Annotated in this window: 18 protein-coding genes; 11 read left to right on the forward strand and 7 right to left on the reverse strand. The window is 57.1% G+C overall.

The genetic code is table 11. The features are described 5' to 3' along the window. The first annotated feature begins 88 nt into the window (after nt 1-88). From HY298_26515 to HY298_26525, 3 genes are all read left to right on the forward strand, one after another. Nucleotides 89-658, forward strand: a complete 570-nt coding sequence (locus HY298_26515) for a DNA adenine methylase (protein ID MBI3853794.1) — start codon at nt 89-91, stop codon at nt 656-658. A 180-nt stretch (nt 659-838) separates the two neighbouring features. Next, nucleotides 839-1,072: a ferredoxin gene (locus HY298_26520; protein ID MBI3853795.1), complete on the forward strand. Its 234-nt coding sequence runs from the start codon at nt 839-841 to the stop codon at nt 1,070-1,072. A gap of 37 nt (nt 1,073-1,109) precedes the next feature. Continuing rightward, nucleotides 1,110-1,556, forward strand: a complete 447-nt coding sequence (locus HY298_26525) for a hypothetical protein (protein ID MBI3853796.1) — start codon at nt 1,110-1,112, stop codon at nt 1,554-1,556. A 188-nt stretch (nt 1,557-1,744) separates the two neighbouring features. Here the strand turns inward: HY298_26525 and HY298_26530 are convergent, their stop codons facing one another. The 5 genes from HY298_26530 to HY298_26550 form a co-directional block, all read right to left on the reverse strand. Further along, nucleotides 1,745-2,158 (reverse strand): peptide chain release factor-like protein, encoded by a 414-nt coding sequence (locus HY298_26530; protein MBI3853797.1) that lies wholly within the window; start codon nt 2,156-2,158, stop codon nt 1,745-1,747. A gap of 152 nt (nt 2,159-2,310) precedes the next feature. After that, entirely contained in the window at nt 2,311-3,501 is a 1,191-nt protein-coding gene (locus HY298_26535) for a DUF4340 domain-containing protein (protein ID MBI3853798.1), read from the reverse strand. Then, a complete protein-coding gene (locus HY298_26540) occupies nt 3,498-5,417 on the reverse strand; it encodes a Gldg family protein (protein ID MBI3853799.1) in 1,920 nt (639 codons plus the stop codon). Before HY298_26540 ends, HY298_26535 begins: the two co-directional genes overlap by 4 nt. A gap of 19 nt (nt 5,418-5,436) precedes the next feature. Further along, on the reverse strand, nt 5,437-6,183 hold the full coding sequence (locus HY298_26545; GenBank protein ID MBI3853800.1) for an ABC transporter permease subunit: 747 nt from the start codon (nt 6,181-6,183) through the stop codon (nt 5,437-5,439). Beyond that, a complete protein-coding gene (locus HY298_26550; GenBank protein ID MBI3853801.1) occupies nt 6,180-7,145 on the reverse strand; it encodes an ATP-binding cassette domain-containing protein in 966 nt (321 codons plus the stop codon). The genes HY298_26545 and HY298_26550 overlap by 4 nt, the downstream gene beginning before the upstream one ends. A 298-nt stretch (nt 7,146-7,443) precedes the next feature. Between HY298_26550 and tadA the strand changes: the two genes are divergently transcribed. Next, the gene (gene tadA, locus HY298_26555; GenBank protein ID MBI3853802.1) at nt 7,444-7,947 is read left to right on the forward strand and encodes a tRNA adenosine(34) deaminase TadA; all 504 of its coding nucleotides are present in this window, start codon (nt 7,444-7,446) and stop codon (nt 7,945-7,947) included. Here the strand turns inward: tadA and HY298_26560 are convergent. Continuing rightward, entirely contained in the window at nt 7,940-8,257 is a 318-nt protein-coding gene (locus tag HY298_26560) for an isoamylase early set domain-containing protein (GenBank protein ID MBI3853803.1), read from the reverse strand. The two genes, tadA and HY298_26560, sit on opposite strands and share 8 nt — an antisense overlap. 220 nt (nt 8,258-8,477) lie before the next feature. Between HY298_26560 and HY298_26565 the strand changes: the two genes are divergently transcribed. Beyond that, nucleotides 8,478-9,329, forward strand: coding sequence for a hypothetical protein (locus HY298_26565; GenBank protein MBI3853804.1), 852 nt, complete (start codon nt 8,478-8,480; stop codon nt 9,327-9,329). A gap of 34 nt (nt 9,330-9,363) precedes the next feature. Here HY298_26565 and HY298_26570 read toward each other — a convergent pair whose 3' ends face one another. Further along, nucleotides 9,364-10,182 carry a hypothetical protein gene (locus HY298_26570; protein MBI3853805.1) on the reverse strand — a complete coding sequence of 273 codons (819 nt, stop codon included), beginning with the start codon at nt 10,180-10,182 and terminating at the stop codon, nt 9,364-9,366. A 355-nt stretch (nt 10,183-10,537) separates the two neighbouring features. Here HY298_26570 and HY298_26575 point away from each other — a divergent pair, with 355 nt between their 5' ends. The 6 genes from HY298_26575 to HY298_26600 all read left to right on the forward strand — a co-directional run bounded on the left by HY298_26575 (nt 10,538) and on the right by HY298_26600 (nt 18,936). Then, nucleotides 10,538-14,857: a CoA activase gene (locus HY298_26575; protein MBI3853806.1), complete on the forward strand. Its 4,320-nt coding sequence runs from the start codon at nt 10,538-10,540 to the stop codon at nt 14,855-14,857. 154 nt (nt 14,858-15,011) lie between these two features. Further along, a complete protein-coding gene (locus HY298_26580) occupies nt 15,012-15,890 on the forward strand; it encodes a hypothetical protein (GenBank protein ID MBI3853807.1) in 879 nt (292 codons plus the stop codon). A gap of 19 nt (nt 15,891-15,909) precedes the next feature. Next, entirely contained in the window at nt 15,910-16,548 is a 639-nt protein-coding gene (locus tag HY298_26585; GenBank protein MBI3853808.1) for an RNA polymerase sigma factor, read from the forward strand. Continuing rightward, nucleotides 16,541-17,152, forward strand: coding sequence for a hypothetical protein (locus tag HY298_26590; protein MBI3853809.1), 612 nt, complete (start codon nt 16,541-16,543; stop codon nt 17,150-17,152). The genes HY298_26585 and HY298_26590 overlap by 8 nt, the downstream gene beginning before the upstream one ends. Then, nucleotides 17,149-17,991 carry a hypothetical protein gene (locus HY298_26595; protein ID MBI3853810.1) on the forward strand — a complete coding sequence of 281 codons (843 nt, stop codon included), beginning with the start codon at nt 17,149-17,151 and terminating at the stop codon, nt 17,989-17,991. The genes HY298_26590 and HY298_26595 overlap by 4 nt, the downstream gene beginning before the upstream one ends. 9 nt (nt 17,992-18,000) lie before the next feature. Next, the gene (locus HY298_26600; GenBank protein MBI3853811.1) at nt 18,001-18,936 is read left to right on the forward strand and encodes a curli assembly protein CsgG; all 936 of its coding nucleotides are present in this window, start codon (nt 18,001-18,003) and stop codon (nt 18,934-18,936) included. Nucleotides 18,937-18,943 lie beyond the last annotated feature (7 nt).

Raw genomic sequence — 18,943 nt, forward strand, 5'->3', positions numbered from 1 at the left:
GTATGCACGCGAAGAATTGCACCGCGCAAGAATCCCGCAGTCAAAGCCGAATGACCTCGAACGGGCGCGACGCTTTTTGGTTTCTTCCATGATGGCTATCAACGGGGTTTTTGGAGAGGAACGCGGCGGATTTTCGTATTCTGATTCTTACGCCCGCGATGGACGCGAGGCGCGGGTAAATCGCTGGTATAATTTGCCGGAGAGAATTTCCAAAGCTGCCGAGCGGTTGCGCAACGTCCGCGTGGAGAACAAGGACGCCAAAGAGTTGCTAAAACAATATCTCAACCGCCCAGCGACACTGGTTTATTTAGACCCGCCGTATCTGGCGGACCGAACGAACGGCTACAATCACGATGAAAATAATCCTGAATTTCACCGCGCGCTTCTGAAGCTGGCGACTCGCGCCCGTTGCATGATTTTTATCAGCGGATACGCGAACGATTTATACGAGAGCTTCCTGACTCGGAAAGCCGGTTGGAGTCGCAGAACCATTGAAGCGACGACCAGAGATTCATCCGGGCAAATTCACAAACGAACTGAAGTCATCTGGATGAACAAACATTTTCAGAAGGCGCAAATGTCCAGCCAGATTCCGATTGTTCTCACCAGGAAGGAATCAAAACAGAAGAAGTTGAATCCTTCACGAACGAGAGCATGAAAGTAGATGTTGTGTCCTTCAGTTTATCCAACGCGGCATTTTTATGGCGTAGTGAGCCAAAAGTAAGTGTTAACCGATGGAGGGCGAACGTGGTAATTCCTTTAGCCGCTTTCAGTTTGCTTATGCCGCGGGAAACTCGTAAGCTTTTTCAGAACAATTGAAATCTTAACCCGAAAAACTATGGCCGACAAAAACAGCAAACAGCCCGAAACCGTCCCCGGCAAATGGTATGTCGATCAGACCTGCGTCCCGTGCAGCGTCTGTCTGGAAGAGGCACCGACGCTGCTCAAGTTCAACGACGACCAGACGCACGTTTTTTTCATGAAGCAGCCGACCAGCCCGGAAGAGGAAGCCGCCGCGCAAAAGGCCTTGGAGATTTGCCCAACGGGCTCCATTGGAAACGACGGGGAGTAAATTGTTCGACATTGGCTGATTCATTTTCTGTCTGCTCGTGAAACAGACTGTTACTTCCTCGGTTTTGATCGTCGAAACGCTGCTCTTGGCGCTTCTGTCCGGCGGTTGCGCTTTCAGTCGCGCTTGGAACGCGGCGGCAACCACAGCCACTCCCACCGCCGACATTCAAGGGCGCTGGCGGGGCACGTGGGCCAGTGAGGTGAGCGCTCACACCGGCAAGCTGCGTTGCATCATTACCAAGCAGGATGATGGGAAATACCAGGCGCGTTATCACGCCAACTACCGCAAGATTTTGAGCTTCAGCTACACGGTCACGCTGGATGCAACCTACACCAACGGCATTTACAAATTCAGCGGCGACGCCGACCTCGGCTGGGCGGGCGGCGTTTATCATTACGCGGGACAGGCCAACACCACCAACTTTTACTCCACCTACCAGTCAAGGAACGACCACGGCATTTTTCAAATGCGCCGGCCGGAATAACCACGGCTTGATTGCACACCCCGGTTTGCCAAAAGTAATATCCGGTTAGAAAGACGCCCACCACCCCAGTGCCTGACCGGTTTTGGGATTGTTCCCCAAGGAGGGACGCTGGCACACAAGTCGCCGCAGCCGGGCGAGAACGTCTGCGCCTGTCCAGCGTGTGATCTTTCGGGTAAAGGGGCTTTGGTTCACTCCATCGCGACCGGCCGGCGGGAGGCCTTTTTGTCGGCGTGATGCGATTTGTCGGCGAGCAACCGGTTTTTCGCGCGGCGCGAGCGTTTGCGTTTCTGGCGGCGGATCTTTTCGATGCGGAAACGCTCGGCAGCCACGAAGCCGCGTTGCAGTGCTTCAATCTTGTCGAGCAACAGGCGACGGGCGATGAAGCGGTTGAGTCCCTGCTGGCGCGTGGCCTGACATTTGACCTGCACACAGGTCGGACGGTGGAGCAGCATCACGCAGGTGGAGGTCTTGTTGACGTTCTGCCCGCCGTGGCCGCCGGAGCGGACGAAGGTTTCTTCGATGTCGGCTTCGCGCACGCCCAACGCAACCATGCGTTGTGCAAGTTGGGCTTGCTTCTCCTGACTTACAGCGAACGCGCTCATGGCGCGACCGTAGCAGGTGGAGTGTCTTGGTTGCAACGTGAATGGCGATTAATCGAAGGAGCGCGGACAGTTTCGTCCGCGCGAAAACATTTGTGTGACTGGAACTCGCGGACAAGGCTGGCCGCGCTCCCCAAAAATCCTCGCGCGCCGAATTACTTGCTCTCCGGCTTAGGCTCGTCGGTCTTGGTGTCGTCCTTCTTCGGCTCTTCCTTCTTTTCAACCATCAGCGCCGAGCGATCTTTCAACAACGGTTCGACCGTCCAACTGGAAACCTGATAAGTCCATTTCTCGAATTGCTTTTCCTGCTTCAATTTGTCTTCCAGCTTCTTTTGGTTGTCTTTGAATTCCTTGTCGAGTTTTTCCTTGGCTTCCGGTTTTTCATCCTTGCCGGGCGTTCGTTCCTTGGGGAGGTTGGCGTTCACGGTCATGGCCAGGTGATAATTCTCGTCGCCCGGCTTTTTGCCAACCTTGAGCGTATAGGTGAAGTTGTTGAACGTGTCGACGGTCACCACGAATGGTTTGTCCATGCCGAGGTCTTCAGGCTTGGCGCCGGGCAGGGCGACGTCGTTGAAACTCGGCGAATAAAGCGGGCTGGGCACGGCGGAAACCTTGGAGGAATCGAGCTTTTCGTCCGGCTTCGCGTCGGCCAGTTTCCATTCGTTGGTTTCGGACTCCCGCGAGATGGTCCAGGAATTGGTGGCATTGGTTGAAACGAGTGAAATGGACCCGATCTTCTCCACTTTGAAGAAATCCTTGTTCAACCATTGCTCCGGCTTGGCTTCGACATTCGAAAGCGGTTCGCGGACCAGCGCGACGCTTTGCGGGTTGTTGGCAAGCATCACGAAGCGGCCATCCGGCCAGCCCCCGCCGCCAAATCCCGAGGTGTCCGAGCTTTCCTTCATCGACTTCTTGCCCAGCAACAACGCGTTGAGCGTTTTGTCATCCTTGTCCTTAAACTCCACGAGTGTGCCGGTGTTGGTGCCCTGGCCAGGCGGGACCAGCTCCAACCGCGCGAGTTGGGCCACCGCAGCCTTGACGGGCCGCGTCACTTTCAGTTCCCAGATTTTCTTGAGCAGATCGCTGATGTCGTTGAAATTGGCGGGGTAGTCGCCCCGTTCGCGCACCGTCCACTGATCGTTTTTCTTGACCAGGTTCAACTCGGCATTCGGCTGCTTGATGACAACGTGGGCCACATCGTTCAATGGAAAATTCTGGATGACCTTCTGGCCCATGCGTTGATCGCCGGCTTCCCACGATTGCTTGTTTCGTTTCAGCAACAGCAGGCTGGCGCCGCCGATGACCACGAATAGAATGATGATCAGTTGAAGTTGTTTCCGGTTCATTTTGCCTTGGCGCGTTGTCGCTTGAAAAATGCCGAAGTCAGGCCCGCCAGGATCACCACAGCCGGCATGGCGCCGATGTTGAGCACCTTGGTCCAGAATTCCAGCGAGTCGATGTCGCGGCGCAAATTCTTCCGCACTTCCTTCAATTCCTTTTTGGTGTTGGCTTCCTCGTGTTTGAACTTCTCCAATTCCTGCTGTTGCTCCGGCGACAGAATGAAACGCTGGCCGCCCTCCTTCTTGCTTTGCAATTCATTGAGGCGCTTCTGCGTGTCGGCCAGTTTGGCTTCGATCTCCTTGAGCTTGCTTTGATACGCCTCCTGCGCGCTGGCCTGCATCTCGGCGACGACGGTGAAGGGGCGGTTTATGGCCGCGCGGCTGCGAACGCCAATGAGGTTGCTGTCACCGGTCATTTGCTCGACGAGGTTCTGCACAAAATTCAAATTGCCGTTGCGCGGAATGACGATGCGCTGTCCGAGGATGTCTTGCACCTGAACACTGAACTGGTCATAAAGCAGGTCGGTGTCGCCCACGAGGACAACGACATTTTCGCTCTTTGTTTCCTTCAACGTGTCCGCTGGTTTTGTCTCCGGCTTTTTCTCGGCTTCGGTTTTGTCGTCTTTTTTCTCTTCATCTTTTGGCGGGCCATCGGGAAAAGCAGTCTTGAATTTTCCCTTGAGCCGGATCGCCAGTGGATAGGCGGTGCCGGACGGCTTGAATTCTTTGGCGATGGTTTCACCTGAGAATGAAGCGGTCATGCCATCGACGAGTTGCGATTGCGTCGTCGTTTTCAAGAGCACCGTCTCCGTCAATCCCGCCATCGGCGTGCCACTGAACGTGCCGGCGAAGGGCAGCAACAGGTTGTCGATCTGACTGGTCACGACATCGTCGGCGTTGATGCCCTGCGAGTTCATGAACAAGAACGCCGGCATCAGTTGCGGCGCGCCGCCGCGCTGCATGCTCAATTCGCGGGCGTAATTCATGTCCGCCACCACCTTGCTCGTATCAAACTGAATCCCCCACGCTTTCAAAAGTTTGTCCAGCGACGACGGCCCGCCCGGCATGTTCGCCATCATCGGATTGGAAGGATTCGCCGGGCGATCCACCAGCGACATCGCATCCAGAAACGCGATGAGCTTGCCGCCGCGCATGATAAACTGATCGATGGCGTACTGTGCTTTGTCGGAAATGCTTTTGGGATGAACGACCACCAGCAACTTGACCTCGTCAGGAATCTTTTCGCCGTCCATCGACACTTGTTTAATATCAAAATCGCTCTGCAGTTCGGAGATGAACACCCACGGCTGCTGACCCTGCTGCCCCATGCGCATCATCATCGGGTTCATGGGCTGACCGAACACCGGCAGCGAAGCCATGACGCCGACGACGGGTTTCTCCGTGGTGATCACTCGTGAAATGGCGCGGGCGATGTCGTATTCCATCAACTTTTCGCGCTCTGGCGCAAAGAAGGGAATGGCCACTTTTTGGTCGAGGTAACTGACGGCCAGGCCGAGATAAACTGATTCACCGGTCGGCAGCATTTGACCCTCCACGCCGTCGAGCCGGGCCGAATCCTCGGCGTCGGAATCCGGTTCCGGATTGAGTTTCTTGATCTCGATTTTGCCCTTGCCGTTTTGCTGGAATTCGCTGAGCAAATCCTCCACGCGTTGGGCATAAGTTTTCAGATTTTCCGGCATCTCCTTGGCACCTTGGGTGACGTAGAGACGGACTTCCACCGGGCCGTCGAGCCGATTCAGAATCGCCTTCGTGCCCGGTGACAACGTGTAAACCTTGTCGTGGGTCAGGTCGATGCGCTGCTTGAATGCGCTGGCGACATAATTAAATGCCACCACAACCACAAGCATGATTCCGACACCGGCAACCGAATATAAAAGTGTTTCGACTTGTTTCTTTTTCATCAGCCTTCGAGAAATTGTTTCAATGTCCGGAGCGCAAATTGCGCAGAATCACGCCGGTGGCAAAGAGCGAGAACCCGATGATCGACAAGAAGAAGAGTAGGTCTCGCGAATCCAGCACCCCGCGTTGAAACCCTTCAAAATGCGGAATGACGCTCAACGCCGCCACCGTTTCGACCAGCCGGGCGGGCGCCCAACGCACGAGCAAATCCGTCACCGGCGGCCAGCCCGCCAGGATGAGGAATAAACAAATCACCACCGAGAGAATGAAGCTGATGACCTGGTTGCGCGTCATCGCCGAGGTCATGGAACTCACGGCCAGGTACGAGCCTGCCAAAAGCAGACTGCCGACGTAACCGCAAAAGATGACGCCGTTGTCGGCGTGGCCGAGATAATTGACCGTGATGATCACCGGAAAGGTCAGCACCATCGCCAGCGTCAGAAACAGCCATGAGGCAAGGAACTTTCCGACAATCGCCTGCCATGCCGTCACGGGCATCGTCAACAGAAGTTCCATCGTGCCTTGCCGCCGTTCCTCCGACCACAAACGCATTCCCACGGCTGGCACGAGGAAGAGACTCAGCCACGGTTGCCACATAAAAAATGAAATCAGCGACGCTTCGCGCCGCTCAAAAAATCCACCCAGCATGAACGTGAAAAAACCGGCCAGCAGCAGAAAGATGACGATGAAAACGTAAGCCACCGGCGAGGCGAAGTAGCCGGCCAGTTCGCGCTTGGCGATGGTTTTGATGTTGCTACACGCGTTCATGGCTGCGCCTCCTTCGCGGTTTCCGGCAGCGTGATGCTGCGGAACACTTCATCCAATCGTCCCTCTTCGGTGTGCAATTCTTCGATCCTCCAATTCTCCCGCGCGGCCAGGTCGCCGATGCTGCGCGCCAGTTCGCCATTGCGGCTATCCTTCCGCGGCAATACTCGCGCCGAGACCCCCGAAGCATCTTCCTTGAGGACAGTCGTTTTTCGAGCGCCAGAAATTTGGGCAAGTTTTTGACTCAGTGTCGGTCCATTCAGCCCGCTAACACGCAAGGTCACCGCGCCGGCTGACTCCGCGCGTTGCATCAGTTCCGTCGGTGTGCCGTTGGCAACGATTTTTCCGCGATCGATAATGATGACCCGCGAGCAAACCGCTTCGACTTCCTCCAAAATGTGCGTGGAAAAAACAATCGCCTTCTTCTCGCCCATCCGCCGGATGATGTTCCGTACCTCCTGCTTTTGATTAGGGTCCAAGCCATCGGTTGGCTCGTCCATGATCAAAACATCCGGGTCGTGAATGATCGATTGAGCGAAACAAGTGCGATGACGGTAACCTTTGGAAAGCGTATCGACGCTCTGGTGCAGCACCGAATCCAGGAAACACATTTCCACGACCCGATCAACCGCCTTACCTTTTTCTCCGCCGCGCAGACCGCGGATTTCAGCACAAAAACCCAAGAATCCGTGCACCGTCATGTCTGTATAGGCCGGGGCATTCTCGGGGAGATAGCCGATAAGGCGCTTGGCCGGTATCGGATTCTCCACCATGTTAAAATTACCCACGGTGATCGAGCCCGCCGAAGGCGGAATGAACCCGGTGACCATTCTCATGGTGGTGGATTTTCCCGCGCCGTTCGGCCCTAGAAAGCCGAGCACTTCGCCGCGTTCCACCGAAAACGAAACGCCATCCACTGCCTTTTTGAGTCCGAACGACTTCGCCAAATCCTGAACTTTAATCATGCTGCTTGCCCAATTCTGCTTTGAAATGAGGTGTCGAAATACTCATTTCCGGCGCAAATGTAAACTAATTTTTCACAATATTGTCTTTATCAGCGGTGTCCCTTACACTGCTCACAAGCTATCGACCACTTTGACAGTTTTAAGGCAAGATGTTCAAAAATAATCGCGCCGCCCAGCTCCGGATTCGCAACGACCGAGGTAACGCGGCCCACTCCGCGCAGCCGCCGACGCGAGGAGGTGGATTCCTGTCTGTCCGCCTCCCCACCCCGGCTACAAACAGACCGGCATGGACGAACCGATGATCGATTTGCAGAGCGACCATTACTTCATGGGCGAGGCGTTGCGTCAGGCGGCGCGCGCGTACGAAGCGGAGGAAGTTCCCGTTGGCGCGGTGGTCGTGCGGGAGGGACGCATCATCGCCCGGGCCTTCAACCAGGTAGAGTTGTTGAAAGACGCGACCGCCCACGCGGAGATGCTGGTTTTGACGCAGGCTGAACAATCCTTGGGTGACTGGCGGTTGACCGATTGCACACTTTACGTCACCAAAGAACCTTGCCCCATGTGCGCCGGAGCCATCGTTCACGTCCGCCTGGCGCGCGTGGTCTTCGGCGCGAGTGATCCCAAAGGCGGTGCGGCGGGTGGGGTGTTGAACCTGTTGCAATACCCTTCGCTGAACCATCAATGCGCTATCACCTCAGGGGTGCGCGAAGCCGAATGCCGTTCGCTTCTGCAAACATTTTTCGCCGAGCAACGAGAAAAGCAGAAAGCCCCAAACCCCTCATCTGGAGCGGGACTCAACTGACCGCCAGCAACGAGACTTTCTCATTCTTCTCGTTGCGGGCGATGCCTTGAGCGCGCGGGTCGAGAGTCGGTTTCCCGTCCACGTAAAACTGGTAATGATGGTGTCCATGACTCATCGGGATCTGGACCAGCCAGGCCCCGTCTGGCTGGCGCTTCATCGGATGGGCAGTGGTATCCCACTCGTTAAAATCACCGACCAACGATACGTGCCTGGCTTCCGGAGCGACACAGATGAAATTGATTGGCTTGGCCATTTTCTTCGCCGAATAGCGATGCAACGACCCGACGGAGTACGTGTTTGAACGATGCATTTTACAACATTTTCCTTTTCTTAAGCTAACTCAACTTGCGAAAACCTTACGTTATTTTTTTCGCGCCCGCAGAAAAAAGCAAAAGGCCCAGGTACAAGCAAGCGCAAAGGATGCAAAAGTTGAATTCCCACGAGTCGGTCACATTTGCTTTCTGACAAAACCGGCCCCGGATGAAATTGGGTTGGACAAACTTCACGGCGGCCGACTAATTTCGCCGCGCATGGTGAAGATCGTGACAACGCCGGAGTGGGACACGCTCCTGAGTGCCCACCACCTCAACACCGTGGCCGGCGTTTATGCGTTGAACGACGACGCGCAGGTCATCAAGCGCAGCGACAGCAGCGAAGTGCGGCGGGCAGCGTTGCCGCACGGCACCCAGGTTCACACCCTCATCATCAAAAAGTATTGGGTCACGAAAACCTCGCAACTTTGGAGCGGCTTCTGGCGCGGCACTTTTCTGGGCCGTTCGAAGGTGCGGCGGGAGTTTGAAAATCTTGAGCGACTGCGCGTCTGGGGATTGGACGCGCCCGCGCCGGTGGCTTACGGAGAAGAGCGCCGCGCCCGGTGGCTGCGGCGCGCGTTTCTTATCAGCGAATGTGTCGCCGAGCCGCTCCCGCTGGACTTGTTCATCCGGGACCATCTGCCTTCCTTGCCGGATGCGGAGCGGGGAAGGATGCGTCGTGAATTGATCCAACGGCTGGCTGACTATACCAAGCGGCTACACACCCACCACTTTGTGCACCACGATTATTTCTGGCGAAACATCATTCTGTCGGGTAAACGCCTCACGCGCTTTTTCCTGATCGACGCGCACAAAGGCCGCGTCTGGCCATCGTGGGCAGCGCAGGCCAGTCGCGCCAAAGACCTCGCCACGTTGGACACCCCGGCGACGCACTTTTTCCGGCGGACGGAACGGTTGCGCTTCTTTCTCCGGTACGTTGGGCACGATTCATTGACGAAGGAGGACAAGAAACTGCTTCGCCGCGCCTTAAGAATCGCGTCCCCGCTGCGGGAGCGTCAATACCGCCGCGTTGAACGGGCGCAACGTCTCACCGCACGAGAACGCGGATGAACAGGCTCGCTTTGCCGGAAAGGCTCAACGACCCTCAAAACGTAAAGGACTGGCCGAGCACTTTTCCGGCAACGGCATCAAGCACCGCCGCGCTGCCGCCGGTGAGCAAGCCGAGTTTGGAACCCGTGGCGTCATCCGCGCCGTTGACGGTGCCCTTGAGTTTGATCTTGGACATGTCGGTGGTGCCTGAGTAGCTGCCGTTCAAATCAAACGGGAGCATTCTGCCATTGGAAAGCGTTATGGACGCCGTGCCGTCAAGCTTGGTGCCGGTGGGCATGATGTCGAGTGCGAGCGTCCAGCTCCCATCCATTCCGGCAGGCACGGGGAACGCAATATCCTCATCAATGGGGGCGCTGCCAAGTCCGGAAGCACTGGCCTTGCCCTTGGCGTGGCCAACAAGCATCTTGGTGCTCGCATCAATCACCAGTGCATACTTGATGCTGGCGGAATAAGAGCGCGGCGCGCCTTCAATAGTGCCTGTCCCCCTTACGCTGACGGTAGCCGAGACGACGCCGACACCGTTTAACGTCTTCACTGAGCCTTTCACCGTATAAGTACCGGTCACCATGTCCGTGCCAATCGTGACGGTGGTCGATCCCGTACCGGACAGCTTTCCTTTTGCGTCTTGCGCAATGTTGATGTCAAACTCCAGATCAATCGAACCGCTGCCACCGGTGTCAATGTCTTGCCGCACATGATAGGGTCCGGCGATATCCCACAACTTCGGAGTGGTGAAGGTCGGGTAGGAATACATGCCCGAAGGGCCGGCAGCAACGCCGCACCAGACCGATGCAAGACTGAAGCAAATCGCGACAAGCAGAACCGGATGTCTTGGGTAGATAGATGTTTTCATAGTAACTTCCACTGGTTGGTTTTTGTTTTTTGACTCACTTAAGCATGACCGCGGAGATAAGATTGTCAATTCAATAGACCCGTTTACCAACAAACGTCCAGTATTTGCCAAGAAACGTGGGGCCACACTCCGCTGCCCCACTAGATTGAGCGCAGCTATGCGACCACTATCCTTGAAGGAATGAGGGAACAGATGCTCGCATTTGTGTTATTGCCACCAGCCATCAGGAAACGTTGGGTGAGTACGGGACTGGTTTCCTGAAGGATGGCGCAAGTTTCAAACACATGGCTCGGACTGTTTGCGACTGAGATGCAACCGTATGGAAAGCGCCGCGTTGGTAAGCGTGGGCAACTGCATGAGTGAGGACTCTCCGAACTCCGATGGCTCCTCACCATTTCGTTTCATCGGCCTGGATGCCGGTGCGGAGACGCTCAAACTAGTCGAGCTCCATCAAACCCCGCAGGGCTTCAAAGTCGTGCGCCGCCGCGTTATCGAGCACGGTAAGAGACCGGGGCCTGTCCTCGTGGAAGAATTGAAATCCTGGGACTGGCCGTCGGTCAAAGGCGCGGCGGTTAGCGGACGATTCGCGCAGCAGTTCCGCCTGCCACAAGTGCCGGTCAAGCAGGCGCAATTGCGTGGCTTCCGATTCAATCGCGGCGATTGTCCCGCAACCATCATTTCCATCGGCAGCCACGGCTTTTCAGTCCTGGAATTGCGCGAAAACGGCCTCATTATGTTTCGCGAAAACAGCCGTTGCTCGCAAGGCACGGGGAATTTTCTCCGCCAGCTCATCGAGCGCTTTTCGCTGACCGTGGAAGAGGCCAGCCGGCTTTGCGCGGACGTTGCCAACCCCGCGCCGCTTTCCGGTCGCTGCCCGGTGATTCTGAAAACGGACATGACGCACCTTGCCAACAAGGGTGAGGACCGCGCGCGGATCCTTGCGGGATTGTTCGACGCGGTATGCGAAAACGTGCTCGTGCTCGTGAAGCCTGGTGTCAGCCCGGCGGACGTGCTGCTCATCGGTGGCGTGAGCCGCGCGCCGCGGGTCCGTCGCGTCTTTGGTGATTCTCTTGCCCGGAACGGCATGAACCTCCTGACGCTGGAGGGTGACGAGGCACTTTGCCTTGAAGCGCTGGGAAGCGCGCTCGTGGCAACGGAGTCATCCACGCCTCTGGCATCGCTCGACCAATTGCTCTTGCCGCCGCGCGAAATGAAGCTCGAACCGTTGGCCGGACTCGGCGAATCGCTCAGTTCTGTCCGACGCATGGCTGCCCGGCCTTGGGCGTGTGTAACCGGTGACACGCAGCGCGTGATTCTAGGATTCGACATCGGCTCAACCGGCTCGAAAGTGGTGGCCATGGACGCAGACTCAAGCGAGACCCTTTGGGAAGCCTATCGCCAGACACTTGGCGATCCCGTGGGCGCGGCGCAAGGGTTGATGCACAGTTATGTCGCCGGGCCGGTTGGCCACAAGCATCCCATCGCGTTTGGCGTTACCGGAAGCGGACGCGAAATTGCCGGGTCGCTGCTCACCTCGTGTTACGGCAAGAACACCGTGTTCGTCCTCAACGAAATCGTGGCGCATGCAACGGGCGCGCTGCATTTCGATCCGCGAGTGGACACAATCTTTGAGATTGGTGGACAGGATGCGAAATACATCCGGCTCAACGCGGGACGGATCGTGGACTGTGCGATGAACGAAGCGTGCAGCGCGGGCACGGGTTCATTCATCGAGGAACAGGGCCGGAAATTTGCCGGCATGAGTGAGGTGCGCGAACTCGGCCGCGCCGGAGTGGAAGCTGCCCGCGGCGTGTCTCTGGGCCAGCATTGCTCCGTGTTCATGGCCGAGGTGATCGACGAAGCAGTGGGCGCGGGCATCGAACAATCGGCCATCATTTCGGGTCTGTACGATTCGATCATCAAGAACTACCTCAACCGCGTGAAGGGCAACCGCTCCGTGGGCCAGGTGATTTTCTGCCAGGGCATGCCGTTCGCGGCGGACGCGCTGGCGGCTGCAGTTGCACGGCAGACCGGGAGCGAAGTCATCATCCCGCCGAACCCGGGAACCGTTGGTGCGTTGGGCATTGCGTTGCTGGCGGCGCGGGAATTGCCGCTGGCAAAACTTGCGCCGCTGACTCCCGAACGGTTCCTTGGTGCGAGCGTCGAGGCGAAGACAACATTTGTTTGTGGCGCAAGCCGCGGCTGTGGCGGCGCCGGGAACAAGTGCCGCATCGATAATCTTTGCACCGTGGTCGCCGGCGAGCGGCAGCGTTTTACATGGGGCGGCGGCTGTTCGTTGCACGACCAAGGCACGCGAAAGAGGAAACTGCCCGATCTCGCGCCCGATCCGTTCCGCGAACGTGAGGAACTTCTGCGCAAACTCACTGCGCCGTTCGCCGAATCGCGCGGGCAACAGCGGATCGCGCTGACGGATGAATTCATGTTGAAGGGATTATTCCCGTTCTTCTCCGCGTTTCTCCATGCGGCGGGGTTTGATTTGCTGATCTTTCACGACGGCGATCACACCGCGCTCAAACGCGGCATCCAATCGGGCAATGTGCCGTTCTGCGCGCCGATGCAGTTGTTCAACGGTGTCACGGAGCGCATGGCGGCGACTGGCGCGGACCTGCTGTTTGTGCCGATGCTGCGCAGCGTTCCCCGGGCGGACGGACAGCGCTTTTCAGTGGTATGCCCGGTGGTGCAATCCTCGCCGGACATTGTGCGGTGGGGCGTGAATCACACTAAACCCGCGCCCCGTATCATCTCGCCGGTCGTCAATCTTGCGCAAGGCAACTTTGAATCGGAACCGTTTCTCGAAAGCTGTCGGCGGATGGGACAAGAACTGGGGTTGCGGGGGCATGAGTGGAAAGGGGCTTGGCTGGCTGGCGTCCAATTACAAAAGCAGTTCGACGAGGAATGTGGAGCGATCGGACGTCGCACTCTGGAGTTTTGCCAGGCGCACGATATTGTGCCGGTGGTCGTGTTGGGTCGCGCCTATACGATTTACAACAAGGTGCTCAACTCGAACGTGCCCGCGATTCTCCGCGAACAGGGCGCCATCGGCGTTCCGGTGGATTGCTATCCGCTCGAAGCCGATACGCCGGTGTTTACGGACATGTATTGGGGTTACGGCCAAAACATTCTGCGCGCGGCGCATCAGGTGCGGCGCACGCCGGGCGTGTATTCACTTTATTGTAGCAATTATTCCTGCGGGCCGGACAGCTTCAACCTGCACTTCGCCGCCTATATCATGGAGGGAAAGCCGTTTGCGATCATCGAAACGGATGGACATTCGGGTGACGCCGGCACGAAAACGCGCGTGGAAGCGTTTCTGCACTGCGTGGACGAAGGTCGGCGTAGCCCGGGCATGGGGACGCGCCTGAACGATTTCACCCGGATGCAATTCAGCGGGGCGCAGTTGAAGCATCTCCGCGCACGAACCGGTGATGCCGAAAACACACTCGTGCCTTACTTTGGAATCTCCTCGGAAATTGCGGCTGCCGTGCTTCGTGGGCTCGGTCTCAAAGCTGAGCCGCTGCCGGCGCCCGACAATACCGCGTTGCTCCTTGGCCGCCGCTACACCTCCGGCAAGGAATGCCTGCCCATGGCGCTGACCCTGGGCTCCTTGTTGAAACGGATTGAACAAGGTGGCGCGGAGGAAAAGTTCATCTACCTGATGCCCAGCGCGAACGGCCCGTGCCGATTCGGTATCTACAATCTCCTGAACCGAATTGTGTTCGAGCGGCTGGGTTTGCAGGATCGCGTCCGCATTTGGTCGCCGAACGACGCCGGCTACTTCGATGATTTCCCACCCGGGACGGAGATGCTTCTCCTCGCGGGTATCACCGCAAGCGACTTGCTTTACCAAGCGTTGCTTGACACGCGACCTACTGAGCGCGTGCCGGGCGCAACCGAAAAGATTTTTGCGCAATACAAGGCGCAGTTGTGCCAGGTTCTTGAAGGCGCGGCGCGGTCTGATCTTGCGCTGGCGCCGGCACTCTGGGAGGTGGTGAGCGGAAACTTATTTGGCCTCCGACGATTGTTAAGGAACGCCGCCGCTGAATTCGTTGCAGTGCGCGGGCCGGGCGAAAAGCCGCTCATCGAACTGGCCGGTGAGATTTACCTTCGCTCCGTCGAATACAGCAATGACTTCCTCATCGACAAGCTTGAGGCGCGCGGTTTGCGGGTGTGGCTTTCGCCCAAAGCGGAGTGGTTGGATTACTGCGGGCACGTCGCGCGACGGCAGGAAGGGCGGAATCGTTTCGCCGACCGCTTCAGTCACCTCGTGCAAAAACGCATTGAAGCAACCCTCTTCGCGGCGTTGGGTCCGCGTCTCGCCTGGCCCAAGCCTCCGACCACTGAGGACGTGTTGCATGCCGTGCGTCCGTACATCAACGACGCACTGGAAGGCGAAGCCGTGCTGACCGTCGGCGCGCCGCTTTGCGAGTGGCGACACCGGCACATCGATGCCGTGGTGAGCGTTGGCCCGCTGGAGTGCATGCCCACGAAGATTGCCGAAGCCCAGTTCCACCACGTGGCGGAACACGAAGGATTGTTGAGCCTGACGCTCTCATTCAACGGCGACCCGATCAATACCGAGCCACTGGACAACTTCGCCTTCGAGGTCCACGCCCGCTTTCAGCAACGCAAAGTCCTTCAACCTTGCCAGGTGTGATCGTCGGTTTACCCGGCGATGCCCCTGCACCGGGAGCGGTCCGCCAGATTGTTGCTGGATTCCCGCACAAGGGAATGTGACCTCAAGAATCCGGTGGACAGAAACCACCCCGCCCCAAATAATCGGCCCGGCTTCACGAGAAGCTTCCGGCCCGATGATCCAACATCACACGATTCCGCTCGACGACGGCAAGGTGCTGGCGTTCGAGTCCTTCGTGCCGGTGCTGCGGGCCAACGGACTCGACACGTTTGAAAGAGTCATGGCGGAGCAATCCGGAGCGGTCGTCCGCGCCGTGCCGGGACGCTCCACCGTGCAGCTTCAACTCGCCGAGGGTCACGGACCCCCACTCGTCTGTTATCTAAAACGTTACGAAACCGGCTACCTCTCGCGCTGGAAGTTTTTCTGGCGCGCCATCCACTGGCCCGGCGCCGACGATGAAGCCGCGCGCGAATGTCAAAAAATCCTGTTACTCCGCCAGCACGGGTTTCTTACGGCCGCGCCCGTGGCCCTGGGACAACGCCGATGTTGTGGTGTAGTGACCGCCAGTTTCTTGTTGCAACAGGAAATTGTCGGCGGCGCGCCGGCTGATGAATTTATCTTGCAACGGCTGCGCGGCGCTCCGCCGCGACGCAAGTGGCAATTGCTGGAGCGCATCGGCAAACTGGCCGCGGCATTTCATGGCGCGGGCTTCATTCACAAGGACCTTTATCTGAAACATATTTTCGTCGTGGAGCGCGGTGACACGATGGACTTGTTCTTGATCGATTTGCAGCGCGTGGTTGGTCCGCGACGGCATCGTTGGCGTTGGTATTTGAAAGACCTTGGCGCGCTGGCTCACTCAGCGTTGTTCCAAACCCGGCTTTCCCGGACTAACCTGCTGCGGCTTTACATTGCTTACACCGGCGTAAAGAAACTGCGGCGCGAAGATCGGGAAATGATTTCAAAAATTTTGCGGCGAGTGCGCCAGTTTCAGAAACGCCTGCCGAAATATCGTCGCATCTGGAATGCGCCGCCGCCATCGCTGCTCAGTTAGAACTCGAAGCCGCGATGGAATGCCCCACTTGTCCTTTATTAGCGCTCGCCAAGGAGCACGGGCAATAATTTTTCAAAGGATCCATCGCCGCCAGTTGTCGAATCAGGTAAAAGGGCGCCGGATGGCCGCGACGAACGATGAGAAGGACTGGATTTTGCGAAGCCAGAACGGCGATCACGAAGCTTTTGAAGCATTGGTTAGAAGTTATCAGCGCATGATACACGCGCTCACATTTCGTATGACCGGTTCGATGGCGGACGCCGAAGATCTGGCGCAAGAGACTTTTTGCCAGGCCTACTCGCAGCTCGCCTCCTATCGGGCCGAAGCGAGATTTTCCTCATGGCTGTATCGAATTGCGGTAAATCGTTGTTTGAACTGGAAAAAACGCCAGGCACGACGCGCGCAGTTGCATGAGGACTGGAGCAGCCGCCAGGAAACCGTGATCAACCCAAAAACGGTCCTGGCACAGCGGGTGCAAGAGGCGCTGCTGACGCTGAATGTGAAGCAACGCGCTGCGATCGTGCTTACGATTTACGACGGGATGAGTCATGCGGAAGCGGCACGTGTTTTGGGCTGCTCGGAAACCACGGTTTCGTGGCGGGTTTTTGCGGCGCGTAATAAATTGAAACGCTGGTTGAAGACGAATGCTCATGAATAACTCGGATCTCGAACGCGTGCTGAAAAGTGCGGAGGTGTCCGCGCGCTCCGATGAATATTGGGAGCAGTTTCCCAAGAGGGTGACGGCCAACACCCATTGGCAATCTCAAACGGCCGGAAAATTTACGACGGAGAAACCGCGCAGGCTTACTCTTGCGACTTCGTTGAAGAGACTCGCTTTGGCAAGCGCCTGCGTTGCTGTTGGACTCGTCATCGGTTTTTGGAGAGGACAGGCTCCGGATGAAACCGTTTTGTCTTTAACTCAGGCCAAAAAATACTTTCGTGAAATAGAAATTCTGTTTCCGAATCAACTTCAGGCCATTGTTTTCGACGAACAAGGCGCGCGATTGATTCTAGGAGAAAAGGCGGATGTGCCCAACTCTCCACCTGTCTATCTCAGGATTTGCGGGCCGCATGGCTGTCAAACTTTCGTAACGTTCAGCGGCCAGCAGATTCGCGTCAACAGAGATGAATTCGACGTTTTGCTTGACGCGAAGGGAAATGTGATGCTGGTGGGCAGACGATTTGTCTGGTCGAGCGCATCGCTCGGAAGCAAAACCAGTCCATATCGAATCGAAGCCCGAACTCTGGAGACTCCGTCGTGAGTATTTCTTGGTCATATTATCTCTGGTTGGCAGTAGTGACAGGTCGTGTGTTTGGCGCATGCACCCAATTGCACGTTTTGCCGGACGCCGGCCCCCAGTGCGTCTTCGGAAACGCAACTCAAACCATCACCGTATTCTTTCACAATGCTGGCCAGGAACAATTCGAGGCCGACCTTACGATACGGCGGCTTCAGACGACTTCCGCCACGCTGACACGCTTGAGCGAAATTCCGTGGAAAACACTCCAAGTATTGCCGGGCCAAACGATTGTCGAGTCGGCGGAGATTTCTTTCCCCAATGTGCGGGCGGAAACCCGATTTCTGATTCAATGGCTTGATGGCACAAACCGGGTACTCGGCACAACCGAGGTGTTCGTGTACCCGACAAATCTGCTCGGCCAGCTCAAGTTGTTGGCGGGTGAGGAGCGGCTCGGCGTTTTCGATCCGGCCAATCAGTTCAAGCCGTTGCTCAAACAATTCCGCGTTCCGCACCAGGACTTGGTAGAAGACGGCACCGATAAATTCCACGGCAAACTCGCCATCTTCGGCCCGTTCGACTCAAAGCTACAGATGCGCGTAAACCTCGCGGATGACATCCGAGCACTGGCGAAACGCGGCGTGATGGTTGTATGGTTGCAACCGCCGCCGGCGAAGCATGCCCCGCTACAACCGTCCTTCTATACCGTGCGCATCGGCAATGGCGCCATCGTCGTGGCGCAAGCAGTTTTGGTTTTGCGCCTAGGTGAAAGCCCGCAAGCCCAATTGAATTTGATTCATCTCGCGGAAGCAGCGATTCATCCCGCGCCGCTGGATTTGCCCCAAGTTGAAACTTCACACTGACCTCGAAACATGAAAACTATCCGAGCTATTCTTCTCACTGCACTGCTCGTATCTGCTGCCCTTGCACGTGCTGCCGAGCCGCAAGTTCTCACCGTCGCCGTCTTCGACTTCGAGTCGAAGGACGAAGTTGTGCGCGACCTTGGCCCCAAAGTCGCCGCACTCATCAACGCGAACCTGTCGGCCGAATCGCAAATTATCACTGTGGAACGGGCGGAGTTGGAGAAGGTGTTGGGCGAACAGGAACTGGGTCTGTCCGGAACCGTCAGTGCCGAGAGCGCAGCGAAAGTCGGCCATTTGACCGGCGCCAAAGTGCTCGTCACCGGGCGCGTGTTCAAGGCGGACAAGGAATTGATTGTCGTTGCCAAGGTCATCGGCACGGAAACCAGCCGCGTTTATGGCGAGTTGGTCAAAGGTGCGGCGAGCGCATCGATGACTGACCTGTCGGCGGAACTGGCGAAGAAAATTGCAGCGACGGTTTCTGCGAAGGGCGACACGCTCGTGGCCAAGGTCGAAACGCGTGAGGAACGCATCGCCAAAATCAAGAAGGCGTTGAAGTCCGACAAGCGGCCTGCAGTTTCGGTGAAAATCGCCGAGCAGCATCATGCCGGGCAGGTTCGGCAGATCATTGATCCGGCCGCCGAGACGGAATTCGGGAAGATACTTCAAGAGTGTGGCTTCAACCTCGTGGACGACAAATCGCCGCAGAAAGCGGACATCGAAATAATCGGCGAGGCGTTCAGCGCATTCGGTCTGCGCAAAGGGAATTTGATTTCGTGCAAAGCCCGCGTTGAGATCAAGGCCCGAAGAAGAACGGGCGAAATCCTGGTGGTGGACCGCCAAACCTCCGTGGCCGTGGACGTGACGGAGCAAACCGCGGCGAAGACCGCGCTGCAAAACGCAGCAATAGAGGTGGCAGAGCGTGTTGTTCCAAATCTGACGCGCTAGGCAACGA

The sequence above is a fragment of the Verrucomicrobiota bacterium genome (assembly GCA_016200005.1).
Classification (GTDB): domain Bacteria; phylum Verrucomicrobiota; class Verrucomicrobiia; order Limisphaerales; family PALSA-1396; genus PALSA-1396.

What these genes read in the sequence shown, in the direction of transcription:
- HY298_26580 (MBI3853807.1), top strand. Translation starts at nt 15,012, where the DNA reads ATGATCCAACATCACACGATTCCGCTCGACGACGGCAAGGTGCTGGCG.
- HY298_26600 (MBI3853811.1), top strand. Translation starts at nt 18,001, where the DNA reads ATGAAAACTATCCGAGCTATTCTTCTCACTGCACTGCTCGTATCTGCT.
- HY298_26550 (MBI3853801.1), bottom strand. Translation starts at nt 7,145, where the DNA reads ATGATTAAAGTTCAGGATTTGGCGAAGTCGTTCGGACTCAAAAAGGCA.
- HY298_26575 (MBI3853806.1), top strand. Translation starts at nt 10,538, where the DNA reads ATGAGTGAGGACTCTCCGAACTCCGATGGCTCCTCACCATTTCGTTTC.
- HY298_26590 (MBI3853809.1), top strand. Translation starts at nt 16,541, where the DNA reads ATGAATAACTCGGATCTCGAACGCGTGCTGAAAAGTGCGGAGGTGTCC.
- HY298_26565 (MBI3853804.1), top strand. Translation starts at nt 8,478, where the DNA reads ATGGTGAAGATCGTGACAACGCCGGAGTGGGACACGCTCCTGAGTGCC.
- HY298_26570 (MBI3853805.1), bottom strand. Translation starts at nt 10,182, where the DNA reads ATGAAAACATCTATCTACCCAAGACATCCGGTTCTGCTTGTCGCGATT.
- HY298_26520 (MBI3853795.1), top strand. Translation starts at nt 839, where the DNA reads ATGGCCGACAAAAACAGCAAACAGCCCGAAACCGTCCCCGGCAAATGG.
- HY298_26535 (MBI3853798.1), bottom strand. Translation starts at nt 3,501, where the DNA reads ATGAACCGGAAACAACTTCAACTGATCATCATTCTATTCGTGGTCATC.
- HY298_26515 (MBI3853794.1), top strand. Translation starts at nt 89, where the DNA reads ATGATGGCTATCAACGGGGTTTTTGGAGAGGAACGCGGCGGATTTTCG.
- HY298_26545 (MBI3853800.1), bottom strand. Translation starts at nt 6,183, where the DNA reads ATGAACGCGTGTAGCAACATCAAAACCATCGCCAAGCGCGAACTGGCC.
- HY298_26560 (MBI3853803.1), bottom strand. Translation starts at nt 8,257, where the DNA reads ATGCATCGTTCAAACACGTACTCCGTCGGGTCGTTGCATCGCTATTCG.
- HY298_26585 (MBI3853808.1), top strand. Translation starts at nt 15,910, where the DNA reads ATGCCCCACTTGTCCTTTATTAGCGCTCGCCAAGGAGCACGGGCAATA.
- tadA (MBI3853802.1), top strand. Translation starts at nt 7,444, where the DNA reads ATGATCGATTTGCAGAGCGACCATTACTTCATGGGCGAGGCGTTGCGT.
- HY298_26530 (MBI3853797.1), bottom strand. Translation starts at nt 2,158, where the DNA reads ATGAGCGCGTTCGCTGTAAGTCAGGAGAAGCAAGCCCAACTTGCACAA.
- HY298_26540 (MBI3853799.1), bottom strand. Translation starts at nt 5,417, where the DNA reads ATGAAAAAGAAACAAGTCGAAACACTTTTATATTCGGTTGCCGGTGTC.